Origin of the sequence: Clostridium sp. OS1-26 (assembly GCF_030915445.1) — a bacterium.
In the GTDB taxonomy this organism is placed as follows: domain Bacteria; phylum Bacillota; class Clostridia; order Clostridiales; family Clostridiaceae; genus Clostridium_AM.
This window is the reverse complement of sequence record NZ_CP133264.1, coordinates 2,235,032-2,255,240: the sequence shown is the minus strand read 5'-3', so window position 1 is coordinate 2,255,240 and position 20,209 is coordinate 2,235,032. Positions and strand designations below refer to the sequence as shown.

Genomic DNA, 20,209 nt, shown 5'->3' with positions numbered 1-20,209 from the left:
TTAGGACTGAAGTCATTTATATTAATTCCAAAGGTAATATTTTTAGTACTTCTTTGACAAGTTGTGATACATAGCCCCTTTTGGGCATGCTGCAATCTATATATATTTTATAAAATTCTTCACAGTGATTTCTTATATTTTGGTTTGTCTCTTCGCAGTTAGTAGCAATTATTACTATATGCTTATCGCTTATGTATTGCTTACTATATTCGCCCTTAATACATTTTAAATTTGGGTAACAGCTTAGTTCATTAAATTCCTGAGTAAACTCTTTTGAAATTACCCATACTCTGCAGCCTTTTTTAACAAAAGTTCTAGCCTTAGTTAACGCTGCTCTTCCGCCTCCTATGATAAGCACGTTTATTTTTGGGGATATTAATGATACCATTGTATAGTCTATTCTACCACGTAAAATATCTTCTTTATTATTCTCATACAATCGTCTACACGCCCCTTTAACTGCTCTTCTTTCAATACATCTATTGCCCTGTTAATAAAAGCATCTGACGTACTTTTCAGAAGTATTTCTGCAAGCTTATCAGCATCTTTTGTATTTCTTTTGTTTTTAAAAGTTTTAAATCTTTCTTTGTAAACTCTTTCTCCGCACTTTTTAAGCTTAACTATTTCCGGAGAAATATCCTGTATTTTTTGCCATTGGATAAACTCATTAATGTATTTATCTAAAATAGACCTATTATTCTCCATTATTTCTTTTCTTTTTCTTCTGTTCTCATCATCAATAGAGCTAACCTTATCAATATCATATAATATTATATTATCTAAACACTGAACCTCTATCTCTACATCTCTTGGAACGGCTAAATCGAAGATAAGTAACGGTTTTTGTGGTAAGTTATCTTTCTTTATTACACAGTGAGGCGCTGAAGTACAGGATATTATTGAATCAACCTCTTCGTAATACTTTATTCTATCTTCAAAAGAAATAACTTTTACTCTTTTATCTTCTATGTTAACAACATTAGGATTTCTAACAGCTATATAAAGCACTTCAAAAGAACCAGATAAAATATATTTAGCTGTTAGTTGACCAACTTCACCAAAACCTAATATCATAAATTTTTTTGCACCATGTTTTCGACTTTCAGCCACCGCTATTGATGAAGAGGAAACAGGTATTTTATAAAGACTTGATTCAGTTCTGAATTCTTTTCCACAGGTTACAGCAGATTGAAAAAGTCTCTGTAATTCCTTATTGATAGACTTAGCCTGCAAAGCTGTTTCATAAGCATCTTTGACCTGGCCTAAAATTTGATCTTCACCTAAAATTAGAGATTGAAATCCACATACCACATCCATGATATGCCTTACAACTTCTTTTCCCTTGTAATGAAAAGTGTAGCTAACTAAATCTTTATTCCAATTCAATACTTCAAAAATATCATTTACTATACTCTCATCGTCTCTATCAGAATTAAAATATATCTCTGTTCTATTGCAGGTGCTTATTATTACAACCTCATTACAAACCTCATTTAATCTTCTTACATAATCTTCACAACGTTTTTGTATTATTGAAAATTTCTCTCTCACTTCCAATTTAACATCACTTTTCAAGCCTATAAGTTGTATCATTTCACCATCTCCATTAAATCTACTATAATTAAAAGCTCTTATAAGGCATCTGAAATAAAATAACAAGTCAAATATACTAGTATACCGACTAGTTATTTTTTGAAGATGCCTAACCTAGTTAAACTTGTAATATATCTACTTAAACAATATAAGACTATTATTAAATGTATAAATCGCTAGTGTCAGTGCTACAGTATATAAACATACAGCTCCTAATCTAAAAAATGAAAAATTAAATTCCTTTGCTAAGTATGGAGTATATCCTCTATATCCTCTACTATCGATTCCATCTTTTATACTTTTCCATCTATTCATTGTATTTATAAATAACAAACCTGCCATTTTTCCTGTATTTCTAATCCTTAATTTAAATCCATCAAATCCACCTCTAGATTTTATTGAATTATAAAGTATATAGTATTCTTCATCTATTACTACTAAAAATCTTTCCATACTCTTCGTTATATCACATAAATCTTTTAGCCAATTATGCTTAGATAATATTAATAAAACATCATCTATTGGGGTGGTTAAAGAAAAAAAGGATAAACACAAGCCTGCTGATAAGCTTTTAAGCAAAATAATACCACAATAGCTTAATCCATAATCAAATATAAAAGTTATAGAAGAAAAAGCAGCAAAAGCCCCTATTTCCAGCGTAAACTTTGTTACTATCTTTCTATTATTTTTACTATATGCATGTAATATTATGAAAACTATTATGTTTAATATTATCGGAGCAGCGCTGTGTGAAAAACCTATTGCTACAATAGGAAATATACTGAGCAATACTTTTTCAGCAGGATGTATATCTGAAAGCCTATTGATTTTTGACAGTGCCATTATCAGCTTTAGCATTTTTCTTCCTTCCTATGTAATATCCTATAAAACCTGCACCTATAGCAGCTTGAAGTGCAAAAAGAAAACTTTCTATTTCACCTGACGGCGGCTGCCACACGCTGCTAGCCCAAGGTTTATAATCTTTGTTTACCTCATTTATAGTAGTTTCTATTTTTTCATCTGCTCCTCCAAAGCTTCCGCCTCTCATGCTTCCAATAAGAAATGATAAACTCATTAAAACTATACATAAAAGGATTAGTAAAATATTTTTTTTCTTCAATACACTACACCTCACTTAGATCCTTTAATTCTTTAGATGAGTAATTTTCTATGAATTCGAATATTACTACTGTTAAAATACCTTCAATTATAGCAAGTGGTATTTGAGTTATTGCAAATATAGAGAAAAACTTTACAAAGGATATTAAAATTCCTCCAGTCTTAGCAGGAAAAGCTAAGCCTAATTGTATAGATGTAGTTAGATAAGTTGCTAAATCTCCAAACATTGCTGCTAAAAATACAGCTATTTTTTTATTTTTTCCTTTAACAGCCTTAAAAATTAAATAAGATACTATTGGTCCTATAATTCCCATTGAGAATACATTGGATCCTAACGTAGTTATTCCTCCATGTGCTAAGAGCAGAGCCTGAAATATAAGAACCAAAAGCCCTATAACTGACATTACAAAAGGTCCGAACAATATTGCTCCAAGACCTGTTCCTGTAGGATGTGAACAACTTCCTGTAACAGATGGTATCTTCATGGCTGATAGTATAAAAGCGTAAGCAGCTACAAGTCCTAGAAGCATCTTTATATCCTTGTTTTTGGCAGTTTTCTTTTTTATGTGCTTTAATCCCACAATAATAAAAGGTATAGATAAAACAAAATATACACCACACCATAACGGTGGTAAAAATCCTTCTGATATATGCATTGCATATACGCTAGTCGTTAAGCTTATAATTAATGCTAGGGTCATAAGTATCGTATATTTTTTCTTCATTTATATTCCCCCATATTTTTGATAATTAATTTAAATTTTTAATGATCTTAAGGTTTTTATAAGCAGTTCATTACATGCTCTATCTTTTATAGCAAACCTTACATAATCTTTGTCCAATCCCATGAAGTTATCACATTTTCTTATAACGACTCCTTTGTTTAAGCATAGATTATATAAACTATTACAATCTAATTCTTGAAGCTTACACAAAATAAAATTACTATATGTATTGTATACCCTTTCAATAAAATCCATACTTTTCAGCTCTTCAGTGATGAATTCTCTTTCTACTTCAACCCACTCCAATGACTTTTCTATATATTCCTTGTCACTCAAAGAATATTTTGCTGCAATTTCAGCAAAGCAATTTACATTCCATGGGTTTTGTTTACTTTCTATTTTTTTTATCATTTCCTTATCTGCTGATATTCCATAACCTAGCCTTATTCCAGGCATAGCATAAAATTTTGTTAAAGCCTTTATTATAAATATACAACTATAACTTTCCGCTTCTTTTAAAAAACTAAATCCTCTTTTTCCTGTGAATTCAATAAAAGCCTCATCAATAATAATTTTTTTATTATTCTTCTCACAATAATCCATAATTTCTTTAAATTTATTCCTGTCTATTACTGAACCATTGGGATTATTAGGATTTCCTATAACTAAAGCCTCTGTTTCCTTAAGCTTTAAATATATATCATCATAATCATACTCTAAATCCTTTGTTAAAAAGGAGTACTTTATATCACATCCCCATTTTAGAGCGCTTTTTTCATACTCTACAAAGGATGGCACCGTCAAACATACACTTTTGAAGCAGCTTATTGACAAATCTATAATCTCTGCTGCTCCGTTTCCTAGTACTATACTATCTTCATATAATTTTGAGTCTACCGTTCCTATATGAGTTAACTCATTTCCAAAATAATCTTTGCTAAATTTTATATAATCTACAATATAACCTTTCAGCTTCCTATACTGTATGTCCGGATATCTCTCCACAGAGGCCAAAGCTTCTTCAATGTGATTTTTAAAGCTTTTTGGCACCCCAAGAGGATTTATATTCGAACTAAAATCAATTAGTTTTTTTCCTTTAAGCAGACCTTCTGTATAAACATCTCCTCCATGTTCCAATGTAATCACTTCCTGTATGTTTATTTTAGTATTATACGTTTTACTATAATTAACAGATATTTATTTATTGATAACTAAACTTTAATCATTAGCATTCCTAGTATATACATTGCAGCCATAAGTGCTTCTGCACCATACATAAGTTTTATACAGTCATTTATATGCTCAAAACTTAGGTCGAGCTTCTTGTCTCCAATAGTTGGTTTGTATACAACTTCTCCAAAATAAATATTTGTACCTCCAAGTTGTACTCTCATGGCTCCTGCAGCAGCTCCTTCTGGATAAGCACAATTAGGACTTTTATGATTTTTTCTATCTCTCATCATTATTTTAAAACTTTCAATTGGATTTCCCTTTACAATAAAAGCAACTATACAGATAAGTATCCCTGTAAGCCTAGCAGGTATAAAGTTAAATACATCATCTATCTTTGCTGGAAAGAATCCAATGTGTTTATACTTTTCATTCATATATCCAAGCATTGAGTCCATTGTATTAATTCCTTTATACATCATTGCTAAAGGAGCTCCGCCAATTATGGCATAGAATAACGGAGCAATTACTCCATCTGCTGCATTTTCTGCTACCGTCTCTACATCTGCTCTTATTATTTCTTTATCACCAAGACTTTTAGTATCTCTTCCAACTATATATGAAAGTTTGATTCTGGCATCTTCTAAGTCATTGTTCCTTAATGCATAATATACTTTTTTAGCTTCACTGCTCAAGCACTTAGCCGCAAGGGTAGTCCATATTATCATTATATTTAAAACATGATATAACCATAAAATATGTTTTGTTATAGTAAGTATAAAAAATGGAATGATAAAACTTACGAGTGCTACTACTACTACAATAAGGCCTCCAAAAGCTTTAATACCAGCGTCAGTTTTGCACAGCTTTCTTCCCTTTTTTTCTAAATAAGCTATGAGTTTGCCTATGTAAATAACTGGATGTGGAAACCAATGAGGGTCCCCAATTACCCAATCTATTAGTATGGCTAACAATATGTCTAAAACATTTGTCATAAGGAAAGATGTAATCAAAATTTCTCACCTCAAAAATTTATTTATTCAGGCATCTGAGAGAAAATAGACTAGAATACTGACTAGTTATTTTCTTTTAGATGCCTCACTCCCATTACTTCGTAAATTTTATTAATATTCAAGCTTTTTCTAACAATGTCAGCAAGCTTATCTAACTCTTTTTCCCTAAGGCTTTCATAGGTACTTGACTTTTTAACCTCTAAGCCCTTTGATACCCTTATCTTATTTAGAATATATTCTCTAAAATCTATTCCATCAAAGATTCCATGTATATAAGTTCCCATAATATTTCCTTCTTCATTTATAGCTCCATCATTAAACTCAACCTTCTCACCATTTTTATCCATAATCTTAAATAAAGGTTTTGCATCTTTACCGTAATTGCATATTCCCATATGAATTTCATAGCCATAAATATTTAGTTTTCTATTTTCTTTTGACTCATTATTCTTATACACACTAAACTTTTCTATACTTTCAGCATTTACTCTTGTAGTTACTTTTTCTTCTTCAAATACAGTTTCTACATCTAATACTCCCATACCTTCTGTTTCTTTTACATCTGTTTCTACACCATAAGGATCCTTTAGAACTTTTCCAAGTATTTGATAGCCACCACATATGCCAATAAGCAATCCAGTTTTACTATAATCTTTTATAGCTTTTTCCAATCCACATTCTCTCAATTTAAGTAAATCTTCAATAGTATTCTTGCTTCCTGGAATAATAATAAGATCAGGATGTCCTAGTTCTTCTACAGAAGTTACAAATCTTACCGAAACATCTTCCTCACTTTTTAAAGAATCTAAGTCAGTAAAATTAGAAATGTGAGGTAACTTAATTACGGCAATATCAATAGCTCCTGTAATTTTAGTATTAAATTCTATTGCTCCATCTTCATCTTCTAGTGCCAGAGTAAAATGTGGAACTACCCCTATGCATGGAACTTTTATAATATCTTCTAGCATAGTAAGGCCTGGTTTTAATATTTCCACATCTCCTCTAAATTTATTAATTATAGTTCCCTTAACTCTAGCTCTTTCCTCTTCAGTAAATAGAAGCATTGTACCAGCAAGTGATGCAAAAACCCCTCCCTTATCTATGTCACCAGCTATAATTACAGGTGCATCAACTATTTCTGCCATACCCATATTTACTATATCTCTGTCTCTTAAGTTTATTTCCGCAGGACTTCCTGCACCTTCCATTACTATTATATCGAATTTTTGTTCCATACTGTCAAATTGGTCTTTTAACATATCTCTAAATTCTAGTTTCATATTATGATATTCCATAGCTGTGCTGTTTCCGTAAACTTTACCGTTAACTATAATTTGACACTTTTTGTCTGATGTAGGCTTCAAAAGTATAGGATTCATATATGCTTCTGGTTGAAGACCTGCAGCATATGCTTGAAGTACTTGAGCACGTCCCATTTCTTTACCATCTAAAGTTATGTATGAATTTAACGACATATTTTGAGATTTAAACGGGCAAACAGAATATCCGTCCTGTTTAAAAATTCTGCATAACGCCGTCACTAGTATACTTTTCCCTACAGAAGATCCAGTTCCTTGAATCATTATTTTTGCCATAAATATATATCCCCCTCTTATATATGTAAACTCCGCTTTACTAATTATACGTTACTTCTTATTTTCTACATTTAATTACATATAAGCATTTTTTAAAAAATTTAAGCAGCAAACTTCCAAAGTTTGCTGCTTTTAACATAAAAAAACCGGCTTAAGCCGGAAGTGATCATATTAAAAGTACTTTCCCTCCGAAAGCTTGTACTACTCACATCTAGGCAGGTCTCCTGGCTCATGAATCATTCTCGCCTTCACCTTCCTCTTATGAAGAGTGGCATGCTGAAGGTTCGTCATCAATTACAGTAGCGGGGGCTGCTGCGGACTTCAACCGCATTCCCTTTTCACCTTTTAAAAGGCACCTAAACTCGTAATATTTATTTTTCAATTTTAGTTTATTATAGCCTAACACATATGTCAATAATATCTGCTTATAATATGTAGCCATAATAACTTATAAAAATAACCTCAGCAATCTCTAATGCCTTTTTTCTCACTTTATGTTATTTTCTATTAAAAAGCTATTATCATTAATTACAATATTATAATCGTCATCTCTTATAATACTATGATCCTCTGCAAATACTAATACTCTCTTAAAAATACCTTGTACATATTCAAAATCATGAGTGGAACAAATTATCGTTTTTCCACTATTATTTAGTTTAATCATAAGTTCTCTTAGAAATTTTTTCCCCTTTGGATCAATCGCATTCATAGGTTCATCTAAAATTAAGACTTCTGGATTTAAAGCAAGCACAGCAGCTATCGCAACTCTCTTTTTCTCGCCGCCGCTTAAGTTATATGGTTCTCTATCTTTTAGATCTTCAATATCAAGAAGCCTCATGCAATCACAAACTCTTCTGTCTACTTCCTTATCATCCATTCCCATTTGTCTTGGTCCAAAGGCTATTTCATCGTAAACATTTGAACAAAAAAGTTGCGCATCAGAATTTTGAAATACAAATCCAACTTTTTTATGAAAAAGCTTACTAAAATTACTATTCTCCATTTTCTTCTTATCTATTTCTTCACTATTAAAATAATACTTTCCTTTTGTCGCAAATATTATTCCATTTAATAACTTTAGAAAAGTTGATTTTCCACTTCCATTTGGACCTATTAAAGCGATTGACTCTCCTTCTTTAATATCCAAATTTATATTTTTTAACACTTCTGCATCTTTGTACTTAAAAACAATATCTTTAATTTGAATCATAATATCACATCCTAGCAAAATAAAAATACAACAATATAACAAGCATATTGATAGAACTATATATCAATTCTTTGACACCAATTTTTGAATTTGTATAAGATGAATATTCTCCTGTAAATCCTCTACATTCCATAGCTGAATACATTTCATCGCCCATTTCTTTTGACTTTAAAAAAAGATTACCCATAATTCTTGTTACAGATGAATATTTATTATCATTTTTTCCAATAGATCTTAACCTTAATGCATAAAACATTTCTAATGAAAATTCACCTAGAATATATATATACTTTATAGTAATATCAAAAACTAATATAAATACATCTGGTATAAAGAAAAGCTTTAGTGCCTTTGTTATGTCATGCCATTTAGTAGTATAAGATAGTATATTAACAATGACTATAGTGCCAATTACCTTTGTAATTAATAAAATACTATTTTTTACATTTCCCATCATTATTGAAGGTGTAAGCATCACTAGTGTAAATAAAGGGACAACTAAACTTATGGATAAAATCTTCTTTATATCTTCTACGTCTAATAAGCTTAAAATTAGTAGAAAATATACATCTACTAAAAGTATGTACGTAAAGTTTTTTGACATTGATAAAAATAATACATTTAAAACTGTAAATAAAACCTTTACAACACTATTAATATTATATATAAAGCCATTATTAGTCTTAGAGCTTCTCTTTATTAAGGATAACACATGAAGTATAGAAAATATACTTTTATCTATAAACTTGTCCTTATCATTTTGCGGTACATAGTCATCTTTTTTAAAAAGCCATTCTTCCATAAATCACACCTACACATTCTATGTATTTAAATATAAGTGAAAAAATAATCTCACATTTAAGTATATCCTAAACTTAAATAATTTGAAAGGATTTTACATCATTTTGTAGAATATATAACAATATAAATTTTTACTTAATGAGGAGGTTGAAATGTTTAATCCATATTATTCCTCTTTTATGAAAAACAATAATATAAGTTATCCTAGCGATATGCTTAAAGATATTATAGAAAACATCCCTGTTGGTGTTGTGGTCTTAAACAGCAACTTTGATATCATTCTTTGGAATTCTGTTCAAGAATCTATAACTAATATTCATCGTAAAGATATTATTGGAAAAAATTTTTTTGATGAGTTTTCCTATTTATTTAATAGTATAGCAAATAGATTAAAGAATATTTTTTCTTCCAAGGAAGCAATACTGCTAAACCGCTTTCTTTTCTATACTGATAATAAAAACTTACTGATTAAATATTTAAATATAAAAATTAATGTTATAAATAATGTAGATGGTTTTAATGGAGTGATGTTTTCAACGGAGGATTGCACAAGATTAGAAAATGTAGAAGATAAATTGTATGAGAATAAAGAGACAGTAAAAGCTATATTTGATTCCACTGCTGAAGGGATTTTAATACTAGATCGAACCGGGAAAGTAATTAATTATAATAAATATATAAAAAACATCTTGGAAATCTACGACAATCCTATAAGCAAAAATGATATTCTTAAGTTTATTATAAATAAAGTTAAAAACACAGAAGATATAAAATATAAAATTAAAAAAGTATTTAACACTAAAAGAGAATTCTTTACTTTATTTGAACTAAAAGATGGAAGAGTATTTGAAAGCTTTTCTAGTCCATTAATAAAGAACAATATACTAATTGGAAGACTATACAGTTTTCGTGATGTAACAAAACAAAAGCTAGATGAAAAATTATTAAGAGAAAGTGAAAACTACTATAGGAAGCTTATAGAGTTTCTTCCTGCCAGCATATTATTACATATAGATAACAGAGTAGTTTTTGCAAATAACGCTACTGCAAAAATGTTAGGTCTAGCTTCCCCTACTGAACTTATAGGAAAAGAGATATTTGATTTTATTAGTAAGGATTTTCATGAATTGGCTAGAGAAAGAACTAACATTGTACAAGCTTATAAACAATTTGCTCCTTTAATTGAAGAAGAATTCATAAAAAAAGATGGCTCTATTATAAATGTTCAAGTAGTTAGCGGCCTTTTCCCATATAAAGGAACTATAGCATCTCTTGTAGTTGCTCAAGATATAAGCCAAAATAAAAAAGCTGCAGAGTTACAGGAAAAATTTAAAGAAAATGCCAGGCTGCTTCGAGAAGCAAGAGAATTTGACAAAATAAAAACTGAATTCTTTGCAAATATTTCACACGAGTTAAGAACTCCTTTAAATGTTATTTTAAGTGCTCTTCAAGTATTGAATCCAGCTAGTAATATAAGCCTCTCAAAAGAAAAATCAGTAATATACCTTAATACAATGAAACAGAATTGTTTTAGATTACTGAGACTTGTTAACAACCTGATTGATATAACTAAAATGGATTCTGGATACTTCGAAATACATCCTTCTAATTATAACATTGTAAATATAGTAGAAGATATTACCTTATCAGTTGCTAAATATACTGAACATAAATCTATAACACTTATCTTTGACACTGACGTAGAAGAGAAACTTATTGCATGTGACCCCGATAAAATAGAAAGAATTATTTTAAACCTCATATCCAATTCCGTAAAATTCACAGAAGCTGGAGGACAAATACTTGTAACAGTACATGATGCTGTAGATAACATAGTAATTTCCGTAAAGGATACTGGTATTGGCATACCTGAAAATAAACTATCTATAATATTTGAAAGGTTTAGACAGGTAGATAAATCACTAACAAGAAACCACGAAGGTAGTGGCATAGGTTTATCTTTAGTGAAATCATTAGTTGAACTTCATGGTGGTGAAATTTTCGTCAAAAGTACTTATGGACAAGGTACAGAATTTATAATAAAGTTGCCTGCAATTCTTACAAAAGACGATGATATGAGCAGCAAAAATGTATATATACCAAAAAATTATGTTGAAAGAATAAATATAGAGTTTTCTGATATATATTCATAAAACTATTAGAATGTATATAGCTTTACTCTTACTTGCAAACTATATACATTCTACTTTTTGTTTTTATTTCCAGAAGCCAAAAATATGAATACCAATATCACCACTAAAGTTAACAGTATTGCAATTATGCTGCACATTATTATTAATAATTTTATCATTTAAATCATCTCCAAAATAAAAGTTTAAAAACAATCTATACCGCCAAATACATACCATGGTCCGATTCCTACTGCTGTTCCTTTTTTTGCTCTTCTATTAGAAAATCTTTCACATTACTTTGGGAAACTAATATGACTTCTATCTCCTCTTCTGCCTCCAAATGCTGAACTGGATGCCTATTTTCTTTTAAGTTTTCATCAACTTCTATAGTCACTAATCGAACGGTATCAGCTAATAATGCAGCATTAGAGTATAAAATAGGGCTTATACTTTTTACAGTTCCAAAATAACCTGTTTCCTCTTTTAACTCTCTTAACGCCTCTTCTTCTAAACTTTCTCCTTCTATCAACCCAGCTGGAAAACCCAAAATATAATTATTTATAGCTGGTCTATATTGCTTTATAAATACATATCTGTTAGATGGGACTAATTTAGCTATTATTACTGCAGTTTTATTGGTATTAGTTCTTTCTATGCTTTCCCATTTTATTTTTTCTCCATTTTTAGCTGTATATGCAGTTTCCTTTAAAGCTATCCATTTACCTTTATATAAAATTTTTTCTTCAATACTTTTCATATGCATACCTCCATTAGTTATCATACCTATGAGTAAAAAACTATTTTAATCCTTAGCAGTTATTTAAAAATTCGCCTATTTAGTATTTACTAAAATTATAGCATAATACTAAGTATATATTTAGTTAAATTCGTTACTTGAGTAAAAAAATGCTGTTAAAACTAATTTTATTAGTTTTAACAGCATTCTACCCTAAAATAATTTTACCCATAGTTGAAGATATATAATTCTCACTTCTATAGAGCTTCAACCTATAAAGTCTATTCAAACCTTAAAGCCTCAATTGGATTTAACTTAGAAGCTTTATTCGCAGGATACATACCAAATACTATTCCAACAATTACAGAAAATAAGAAAGCAATGGCAACAACATTATTTGATATCGTAATATTCATTTTTAAGTAGTTGTTTCCAATGTACGCAAAGGCATACCCAAATAGCACACCAAGCATTCCACCTATGCCACTTATACTTCCTGCTTCAATTAAAAATTGCATAAGTATATTTTCTCTTTTAGCTCCTATCGCTTTTCTAATACCAATTTCTTTTGTTCTTTCAATAACAGATACTAGCATTATATTCATTATACCAATGCCACCTACAACTAGTGAAATTCCTGCTATTCCAGACAACATTGCTGTCATACTATCATTTGCTTGATTAGATGTTTCCAATAAGCTCGTTTGGTCAAATATTCTATAACTTTTCGTATCATTATTATACTTTTTGTTTAAGAATAATTGTAAATATCCCATTGCTTCACTTACACTATCCTTGTCTGATGCTTCAATATAAAAAGTTCTAATATCTCTGCTTTTCAATATTCTTTGCGCTGTTGTTAGTGGTACTATTATCCTGTCATCTCCCGAATTTCCGCCGCTTCCTCCTTGTACCTGTAAGACTCCAATTATATTAAAATTGTATCCATTTATGTTTATAGTTTCTCCTACAACGTTTCTACTACCAAAAATTTCATCTGCTACAGTAACACCTATTACGGCTACTTTGAATCTGTTGTCTAAATCATTTTGCTCAATAAATCTTCCACTATCTACACTGAGCTTTCTTATTGCAGAATAATTAGGAGTACTAGCTTCCATAGTGGTGGTTGCGGTTTTATCACCGCCTTTAATGTTTATGTTACCTTGATTTAACACTGGTGCTATATCTTTTATTCCTGGCTTTTTCTTTAATTCTTCTAGTTCACTAGTAGATACAGCTTTATTTCTGTTACCTACTATATTTACTGTTATAAGATTAGTTCCCAATTTTTCTATTTGCGAAGCAACCTTTTGCTTAGTACCTTCTCCCATACCCACTAAAACTATAACAGAAGAAATTCCTATTATTATCCCAAGCATAGTCAAAAGAGACCTCATCTTATTTGATAGTATAGAAAAAAACGCCATCTTCATTATACTCGTGAATTTCATCTCTATTATTCTCTCCTTTAAGGATTTTTAATAATTCTTATTGTATTCATATCATTTATAAGTTCAACTATGATTTGGATAAGGTATAAGCTACATCTGAATCAATCTTTACCTCGTCTGATGCTACAGTTCCGTCACTTATTGTTATTACTCTTTTGGCTTGTGCTGCAATATCCTTATCATGAGTTATAAGAACTGTTGTATTACCTTCATTATTTAATTGTTTAAGAATTTCTAAAACCTCTTTACCAGTTTTACTATCTAATGCTCCTGTAGGCTCATCAGCTAGTATCATTTCTGGCCTAGTAACCAATGCTCTTGCTATGGCAACTCTTTGCATTTGACCACCGGAAAGTTCGGAAGGCTTATGTTTTATATGGTTTCCGAGTCCAATTTTCTGCAATCTCTCAATTGATCTTTGTTTTGCTTCTTTATCATTAATTCCTTGGTATATTAACGGTAACTGTACATTATCCAATATACTCAGCTTAGGTAGAAGGTTATAGTTTTGAAATATGAAACCTATTTTTTTATTTCTTATTTCTGCTAATTTACCATCGCTACAATTAGTATCTATTCCATCTAACATATATTGTCCTGAAGATGCCTTATCAAGACATCCTATTATATTCATTAATGTAGATTTACCTGCACCTGAAGGCCCTACAATAGATACAAACTCACCTTTATTTATAGTTAAATTAACATCATAAAGTGCTTTAAATTCATTACTTCCTGCCTTGTACACTTTACTGATATTTTTCATTTCAATTACAGCACAACTCAAATTTATCCCTCATTTCTAAATATGGATATAAACAACTGCATCTTTCAACTTACCTAGTAGTTTAACTGTAGTTACCTATATTAGTTTCTACCACCACCACCTGAAGTTCTAGCTGCTCCATTTCCATTTCCTCCGAATCCGCCATTCATTCCATTCATTCCGTTTCTCATCGTATTTTGGTTACTGTTATTTGACTGTGGAAATTGTATTATTACTGTTTCATTCTCAGAAAGTCCGCTAATTATTTCAACCATATTCTGATTTTGTATTCCAGTTTGTACAACAACAGGTTTCCCTGGAATGCTTGTTGAATTTCTATTTATACTATTCTGGCCTGACGAATTATTTCTTGATTGATTACTGTTTCCTGTGCTAGAATTACCACTTTTAGATTGAGAATTATTATTTTCACTATTATTAGTATCATTATTACGTTGAATATTATTAGTTCCCTTGCTAGTACTGCCATTACTTGAAGTGTTACTTTGAACCATTACATATTTTTTCCCATTTCTTTCTGTAACAGCCTCTGTTGGTACAGCTAGTACATTTGTTTTCTTATCAACAGCAATGGTTACATTGACATTCATTCCCACCTTTAATCGTTCTGAGTCATCTAATGATAATGTAACATCATAAGTAGTAACATTATTAGTTGTCTTTCCAACTTGAGAAACCTTTTCTACATGTCCTGTATATGTTTTATCTTTTATATCATCTACCTTTATAGTTGCATCTTCTCCTACTTTTACTTTATCTATGTCCATTTCATCTATTGGTACTACTATTTGTAAATTGGATGGGTTTATAATAGCAGCTATAAGTTTAGTGTTATCAACATAATCACCTTGCTTTATGTTTAATGTTGATATAATTCCATCCTTTGGACATATTATTGAGGTTTTTGCTAAATTATTTTGTTGAGTAGTTAAATCATTTTGAAGCTGTTGTATTTGCAATTTTATTGCTTCCATATTATTTTTTATAGTTGAATCATCCAGTTTAAATAGAGTATCCCCTTTTTTTACAGTGCTACCTGCTGATACATATACTTGTGAGATTTTTCCTGACTGTGGAAAAGGTATAGGTATTTCTAGTGATCCATCACTACCTGCAGTAATTACAGCTAAGCCACCATATGCTGGTTTGAGAGAAGCTACATCATCTCCAGAAGCAGCAAATACTGATTTTACGGTTCCGTCAATAGGAGCTTTTATGTACAAATTATCTAAAGTAATTTCAAGATTTTTCAAGTCTAGAGTTTTTTGAGCTATATTGTTTTTGTCTGTATCTATGTTTTTCTGTGAAGTCGTATCGTCGATTCTACAAAACAAATCACCACTTTTAACAGTATCCCCTAGTTTAAAAGGTAATTGTTGTACAATACCGCCATTAGAAGAATAAATATCTGTTTCTTCAGCTGAAGTAACCGTTCCTGTTCCTTCAACAGTTACTGCTATATCTGCCCTTTTAACCTTAGCTGTTGCAAATTTAGCTGTAGTAGTTGTTTTACTGCTTGTATACTTTTTATAACCGTAATATGATGCTGATCCAACTGCAGTTATTGCAAGTAGAGCTACTAAGATTTTTTTTATTTTGGTAGCTTGCATAAATTCATCCCTTCCCTTATGAGCATTTTATATTTAAATATTAAGTAAACATTTTTTTAAAATTTTTTAAACATACTCTTAAATATATATCTATTGCTTGACATCTTAGTGTCAAATTTATTAACATTTTGTAAACAAAAAAACCTGTTTAGCTTCTATAAAGAAACTAAACAGGATTCTATAGCTTTATTTCTGTTTACATTGAAATTCCTTTTTATATGAATCTTGTGGTATAAGATGTTTGAAGTTCTATCCCCAATTCTTTTAAAGTTTCAATGACAAATTCTCTGCTTGATCTTGTATCATCCATTAAAAACTGTATATCCTCTTCATTTGCACTTATTGCTCCTACATGTTTTGCAGCATTTTTAATATATGATCTTCTTAATTTATCCATATCTGCAAACCTAGTTTTAATATGTGATGGATGCTCTGGAAGAATTATATTTATCCCCGCTTTTTCCTCATCACTATTACCAAATTTGATTTCTATTCCATTTGCTTTAGCAAATGCTAGTTGTGGTAATGGGTGTTTTCCTGCTCCAGTATATTCAGTTTCCTGGACTACTATGACTTTATCTTCATCTAATTCTCTAGCTAAAGCAAAAGCTGCTGTTAATGATGTATTTCCTGCTGGTCCTCTTTCTATTCCCTCCAAATTAGCTAGAACCTCTGTCATATAGAATACTTCCCCTTGTTTAACATTTAAAAACTCTTCCATGTATCTTAATGTTCTTGCTGCACTTCTTGGAACGTCAGAATGATCTGGGTTAGTTGCATAAGGAACGCCAAATCCAGTATGACCAGTTGTAAATGATTTTCTATTAAAATCTTTATCAGAAGCCATATGTAGTCCTGATAAATCAACACTTGCTCCATAAACTCTTGTATTTATTGCTCCTGCTTTTATAAGTCCTCTAGCAGTTCCAGTTAGGTTCCCACCACCTGCTTGAGTCGCAATAACGTAGTCTGGATCCCTTCCTAACATTTCCCTACACTGCATTGCTATTTCATAACCAAGAGACTCAACACCTGCTATTCCATAGTTGGAGTAAAGAGATGCATTAAAGTATCCTGTTTCTTCTAGCACTCTTAAATAAGTATAAAAAAGCTCTGGTCCCACAGATAGCTGAATTACCTCTGCTCCTAAAGATTCACACTTTCTCTGCTTTTCCAATATCTCTGGTTGTCCAACTTTTTTTGAATCATAACATTCTTGCACAATTATACATTTTAAATTTCTCATTGCTGCTTGAGATGCAACAGCCGCACCATAGTTTCCACTGGTTGAAGCAGCAATACCTTTATATCCAAGCTTTTTAGCTTGATATGCCGAAATTGATGCCCTTCTGTCTTTGAAACTTCCCGATGGATTACATTGTTCATCTTTTACAAATATTCTTGCTCCCTTACCTTTTTCAGCAGTCTTTCTCACTAGCGCAGTTAGATTTTTCAACTCCAAAAGAGGTGTATTTCCAACGCCTACCTCTCTCTGTATTTTTATTATATCGTCTAACGTATATCCAATATCATTCATCATTTTTTCATAATCGAAAGCAATTCCGCCAGATTCGTATTTTGAATAATCAACGCCTGTTGCACTTTTTATTATTTCTGTATTTCTTCCAATAACAGCTGAATAACTATTATCCTTAACCATTAGTCTTCACCTTCCTTCAAAATACTTCTAACTTGTATGCCAACTCTTAAAAGTTCTGGAACATATTCATCTCCAAAGCTATGGATATATTTAGGATTAACTTCAACAAGTTCTCCTTTCACTTGTCTTCCAGTTAAAGTTGTTACAGCAACTATATCTCCAAGATTAGAGTCATAATTTAAAAATCCCTTTACCCACATTTCAAGTGGAACCCTCTTCGTGTCCTCTGGAATCTTCCCCGTCCTTTCTTCAGCCTTTAATACTATGCTGTGGATTTGAACCCAATCACCTTTCTTTGCTTTTTCCCCCATGTAAAATTCCCCTTTCTATTTTTTGTTTTTAGCAAACTTATACAATATGTGCTTATACCTTATTTTCCTAAATACATATTGTATCATCATGAGAAATTACCCCATTTATTACAATTAACCACAAATACAATTATAGTTCAATAGTTTTCAGCAAAAAAATTTGCATAAATGAAATTTCATAAAAACAAACCTTCAAAATTCTCAAAATAATTTCAAATCTATTTTTATATTAAAAGTGATTTTACAATCATATGTTTAATTATGGAGAGATAATTATTAAAGTTACTCAAGTTACTTTATATTAGCAAAATAGGTTTCCTATTATGGAGGTAGGATATGAATTTTTCACAAAGAGAAAAAAATTATTCTTTATACATGTCAGTATTTTTTATGTCTGTATTATTCATTTTTAGCGTTAAAATATATTCTTATAAGCTTATTAATGAGAACCCATGTTATTTTAATCCTAATCTGTCTTCAGGATTTAACTCGGGGCTACTAATTAGTTTCAGGAATGACTTGGATAAGGATACAAGCACTTATAGAACCCTATGGATTACACCTGATAGTAATAACAATTTAAAAATTATAAATGAAATAAACTTTGTCGTTGTTCCTCATAAGAATAGCCTTTGGAAAATTGAACCTGTTAGATATAACTTCACAAATACAGAGGACTATATTGAATATCTTGTAGCTCATGATTTTGGAGATGTATACACTCCTGAAACCTTTCAGTATAAGTTCAGCACCTATAGAAGTAAACTAACTTTTGTCGATAAGAATTACGTTGGAGTTTCTACATATACAATTTCACATAATGATAATAAATATTACCATGATAACACTTGCGCTGTAGTAGATTTAGAGAATCTAACAAACTACAGAAATACAGAAAATAAGGTCACTATGAAAGATATATTTAGCGAAAAGTCTATACCTATTATAAACAAATATAGGAATCAAAATATAAACTTAGGAGAATGTTCCGAAAAAAACACTGTAAACACTACATCCGGTGAATTTTGGAATATCGGAAGAAAAGACGGTAGATGGCTGCCTCAAATAGCAAAAACCTTTAAATGCACTACGTATAATAATTATATTTTATACAACACAGAGCTCTATTTACCACAAAATGTATCTTCAAATAACGAATTATGTACAAGCTATAAGTCTATCATAAAAACATTTCCTGATATAGAAGATGTAATTTCATCACCGAACAAGGACATGATTGGAATATTTACACCTAATAAGCTAACTATATATCCATATTCTAATGGTTCTTTTGGTAACCCAGCTCTAGAGCTAGAATTGAGTAAAAATGAAACTATGATTATGGCTCAGTGGGCTAGCGGAAAAGAAATCAAAGAATGGACAGATGCAATAAAAAAATACTGTTCCGAAAACTAATTTTTTCGGAACAGTATTTTACCAATTTCCTGAAGAACCTCCACCACCAGAGCTCCCGCCGCCAAATCCACCGTAGCCTCCCCCACCGGGACCTCCTCCACCTCTTCCTCTTGGGCCTCCGCCCCAAAAAGAATTCCAGAACATTGCATAAAGTAGAAATCTAGTTATTCTAGCTCTATTTAATATAACATCTAAAGCAAAGATTCCTAAAATAATATATATAATAATAGGATTTATAACTTTCACTTTTTGCTGCTGGGTAACATCATTAACTTCTCTATTTCCTTGTAAGGTAATATTGTATTCTTTAGCTATATCTTTTGCAAAAATTGAATAAGCATTGCTTAATCCCTCGCTATATTTGTTTTCCTTAAAAAATGGCACTGCTGTATTATTCATAACTCTAGCAGAATATATGTCAGTTATTGCTCCTTCCAGTTCTCTGCCTACTTCTACTCTCCATTTTCTATCATTTACTGATAATAATATTAAAAGACCATTATCCTTACCTTTTTGTCCTATACCCCAAGTTCTAAAAAGTTCATTGGAATAAGATTCTATATCTCTTCCCTCTAATGAGTTTATTATAGCTATGGCCATTTGCGCACCAGTTTTACTTTCTAATTCACTGCCAAGTGATACAATATAGTTTTTGGTATTATCATCAACAATTCCAACATAATCATTTATATATTTTAAATTCGTTGGATCAGGTATATTTGAAGCTCCCTTTATAATATTAGGCGAAGATAAATTTAAAATTAATATAAAGATAAAAAACAATTTAGTTATTTTAAAATTATTTTTTATTTTTTTCATGTATGTTTACCTTTTATGTACCTTACACTAGCAAGATTATAGCTTAAATCTCTCT

General features: G+C 30.7%; 19 protein-coding genes and 1 riboswitch. Of the genes, 2 read left to right on the top strand and 17 right to left on the bottom strand.

All coding sequences use genetic code 11. The annotated features are described in order from the left end of the window. Positions 1-16 precede the first annotated feature (16 nt). The 10 genes from RCG18_RS11035 to RCG18_RS10990 form a co-directional block, all read right to left on the bottom strand. A complete protein-coding gene (locus RCG18_RS11035) occupies positions 17-439 on the bottom strand; it encodes an NAD(P)-dependent oxidoreductase (RefSeq protein ID WP_308041341.1) in 423 nt (140 codons plus the stop codon). Further along, entirely contained in the window at positions 397-1,593 is a 1,197-nt protein-coding gene (gene hemA, locus RCG18_RS11030) for a glutamyl-tRNA reductase (RefSeq protein ID WP_308041340.1), read from the bottom strand. Before hemA ends, RCG18_RS11035 begins: the two co-directional genes overlap by 43 nt. A gap of 135 nt (positions 1,594-1,728) precedes the next feature. Then, positions 1,729-2,451 carry a cobalt ECF transporter T component CbiQ gene (gene cbiQ, locus RCG18_RS11025; RefSeq protein ID WP_374119075.1) on the bottom strand — a complete coding sequence of 241 codons (723 nt, stop codon included), beginning with the start codon at positions 2,449-2,451 and terminating at the stop codon, positions 1,729-1,731. Next, positions 2,414-2,713: an energy-coupling factor ABC transporter substrate-binding protein gene (locus RCG18_RS11020; protein WP_308041339.1), complete on the bottom strand. Its 300-nt coding sequence runs from the start codon at positions 2,711-2,713 to the stop codon at positions 2,414-2,416. Before RCG18_RS11020 ends, cbiQ begins: the two co-directional genes overlap by 38 nt. Positions 2,714-2,717: 4 nt before the next feature. Next, positions 2,718-3,437 carry an energy-coupling factor ABC transporter permease gene (locus RCG18_RS11015; RefSeq protein ID WP_308041338.1) on the bottom strand — a complete coding sequence of 240 codons (720 nt, stop codon included), beginning with the start codon at positions 3,435-3,437 and terminating at the stop codon, positions 2,718-2,720. A gap of 30 nt (positions 3,438-3,467) precedes the next feature. Next, positions 3,468-4,574, bottom strand: a complete 1,107-nt coding sequence (locus tag RCG18_RS11010) for a histidinol-phosphate transaminase (RefSeq protein WP_308041337.1) — start codon at positions 4,572-4,574, stop codon at positions 3,468-3,470. Positions 4,575-4,648: 74 nt separating this feature from the next. Next, positions 4,649-5,602, bottom strand: a complete 954-nt coding sequence (gene cbiB, locus RCG18_RS11005; protein ID WP_308042004.1) for an adenosylcobinamide-phosphate synthase CbiB — start codon at positions 5,600-5,602, stop codon at positions 4,649-4,651. An 80-nt stretch (positions 5,603-5,682) separates the two neighbouring features. Then, positions 5,683-7,215, bottom strand: coding sequence for a cobyric acid synthase (locus RCG18_RS11000; RefSeq protein ID WP_308041336.1), 1,533 nt, complete (start codon positions 7,213-7,215; stop codon positions 5,683-5,685). Between the two features lie 196 nt (positions 7,216-7,411). Beyond that, positions 7,412-7,590: riboswitch (cobalamin riboswitch) on the bottom strand. Positions 7,591-7,702: 112 nt separating this feature from the next. Beyond that, complete coding sequence (locus RCG18_RS10995; RefSeq protein WP_308041335.1) at positions 7,703-8,428, bottom strand: ABC transporter ATP-binding protein; 726 nt, start codon at positions 8,426-8,428, stop codon at positions 7,703-7,705. A 4-nt stretch (positions 8,429-8,432) separates the two neighbouring features. Further along, positions 8,433-9,230: an energy-coupling factor transporter transmembrane component T gene (locus RCG18_RS10990; RefSeq protein ID WP_308041334.1), complete on the bottom strand. Its 798-nt coding sequence runs from the start codon at positions 9,228-9,230 to the stop codon at positions 8,433-8,435. Between the two features lie 178 nt (positions 9,231-9,408). Between RCG18_RS10990 and RCG18_RS10985 the strand changes: the two genes are divergently transcribed. Continuing rightward, positions 9,409-11,382, top strand: a complete 1,974-nt coding sequence (locus tag RCG18_RS10985) for a PAS domain-containing sensor histidine kinase (protein WP_308041333.1) — start codon at positions 9,409-9,411, stop codon at positions 11,380-11,382. A 226-nt stretch (positions 11,383-11,608) separates the two neighbouring features. On the opposite strand, the gene RCG18_RS10980 is transcribed toward RCG18_RS10985, so the two are convergent. The 6 genes from RCG18_RS10980 to ortA all read right to left on the bottom strand — a co-directional run bounded on the left by RCG18_RS10980 (position 11,609) and on the right by ortA (position 17,919). After that, positions 11,609-12,118, bottom strand: a complete 510-nt coding sequence (locus tag RCG18_RS10980) for an NUDIX hydrolase (RefSeq protein ID WP_308041332.1) — start codon at positions 12,116-12,118, stop codon at positions 11,609-11,611. 260 nt (positions 12,119-12,378) lie between these two features. Beyond that, entirely contained in the window at positions 12,379-13,551 is a 1,173-nt protein-coding gene (locus tag RCG18_RS10975; RefSeq protein WP_308041331.1) for an ABC transporter permease, read from the bottom strand. A gap of 67 nt (positions 13,552-13,618) precedes the next feature. After that, positions 13,619-14,317 carry an ABC transporter ATP-binding protein gene (locus RCG18_RS10970; protein ID WP_308042003.1) on the bottom strand — a complete coding sequence of 233 codons (699 nt, stop codon included), beginning with the start codon at positions 14,315-14,317 and terminating at the stop codon, positions 13,619-13,621. Positions 14,318-14,418: 101 nt separating this feature from the next. Next, positions 14,419-15,948, bottom strand: coding sequence for an HlyD family efflux transporter periplasmic adaptor subunit (locus RCG18_RS10965; RefSeq protein WP_308041330.1), 1,530 nt, complete (start codon positions 15,946-15,948; stop codon positions 14,419-14,421). A 214-nt stretch (positions 15,949-16,162) separates the two neighbouring features. Beyond that, positions 16,163-17,608 (bottom strand): 2-amino-4-oxopentanoate thiolase subunit OrtB, encoded by a 1,446-nt coding sequence (gene ortB, locus RCG18_RS10960; protein WP_308041329.1) that lies wholly within the window; start codon positions 17,606-17,608, stop codon positions 16,163-16,165. Further along, positions 17,608-17,919 carry a 2-amino-4-oxopentanoate thiolase subunit OrtA gene (gene ortA, locus RCG18_RS10955; RefSeq protein ID WP_308041328.1) on the bottom strand — a complete coding sequence of 104 codons (312 nt, stop codon included), beginning with the start codon at positions 17,917-17,919 and terminating at the stop codon, positions 17,608-17,610. The genes ortB and ortA overlap by 1 nt, the downstream gene beginning before the upstream one ends. Before the next feature lie 336 nt (positions 17,920-18,255). Here ortA and RCG18_RS10950 point away from each other — a divergent pair, with 336 nt between their 5' ends. Then, a complete protein-coding gene (locus RCG18_RS10950; RefSeq protein WP_308041327.1) occupies positions 18,256-19,335 on the top strand; it encodes a hypothetical protein in 1,080 nt (359 codons plus the stop codon). Between the two features lie 18 nt (positions 19,336-19,353). On the opposite strand, the gene RCG18_RS10945 is transcribed toward RCG18_RS10950, so the two are convergent. Then, complete coding sequence (locus RCG18_RS10945) at positions 19,354-20,154, bottom strand: TPM domain-containing protein (protein WP_308041326.1); 801 nt, start codon at positions 20,152-20,154, stop codon at positions 19,354-19,356. Between the last annotated feature and the right edge of the window lie 55 nt (positions 20,155-20,209).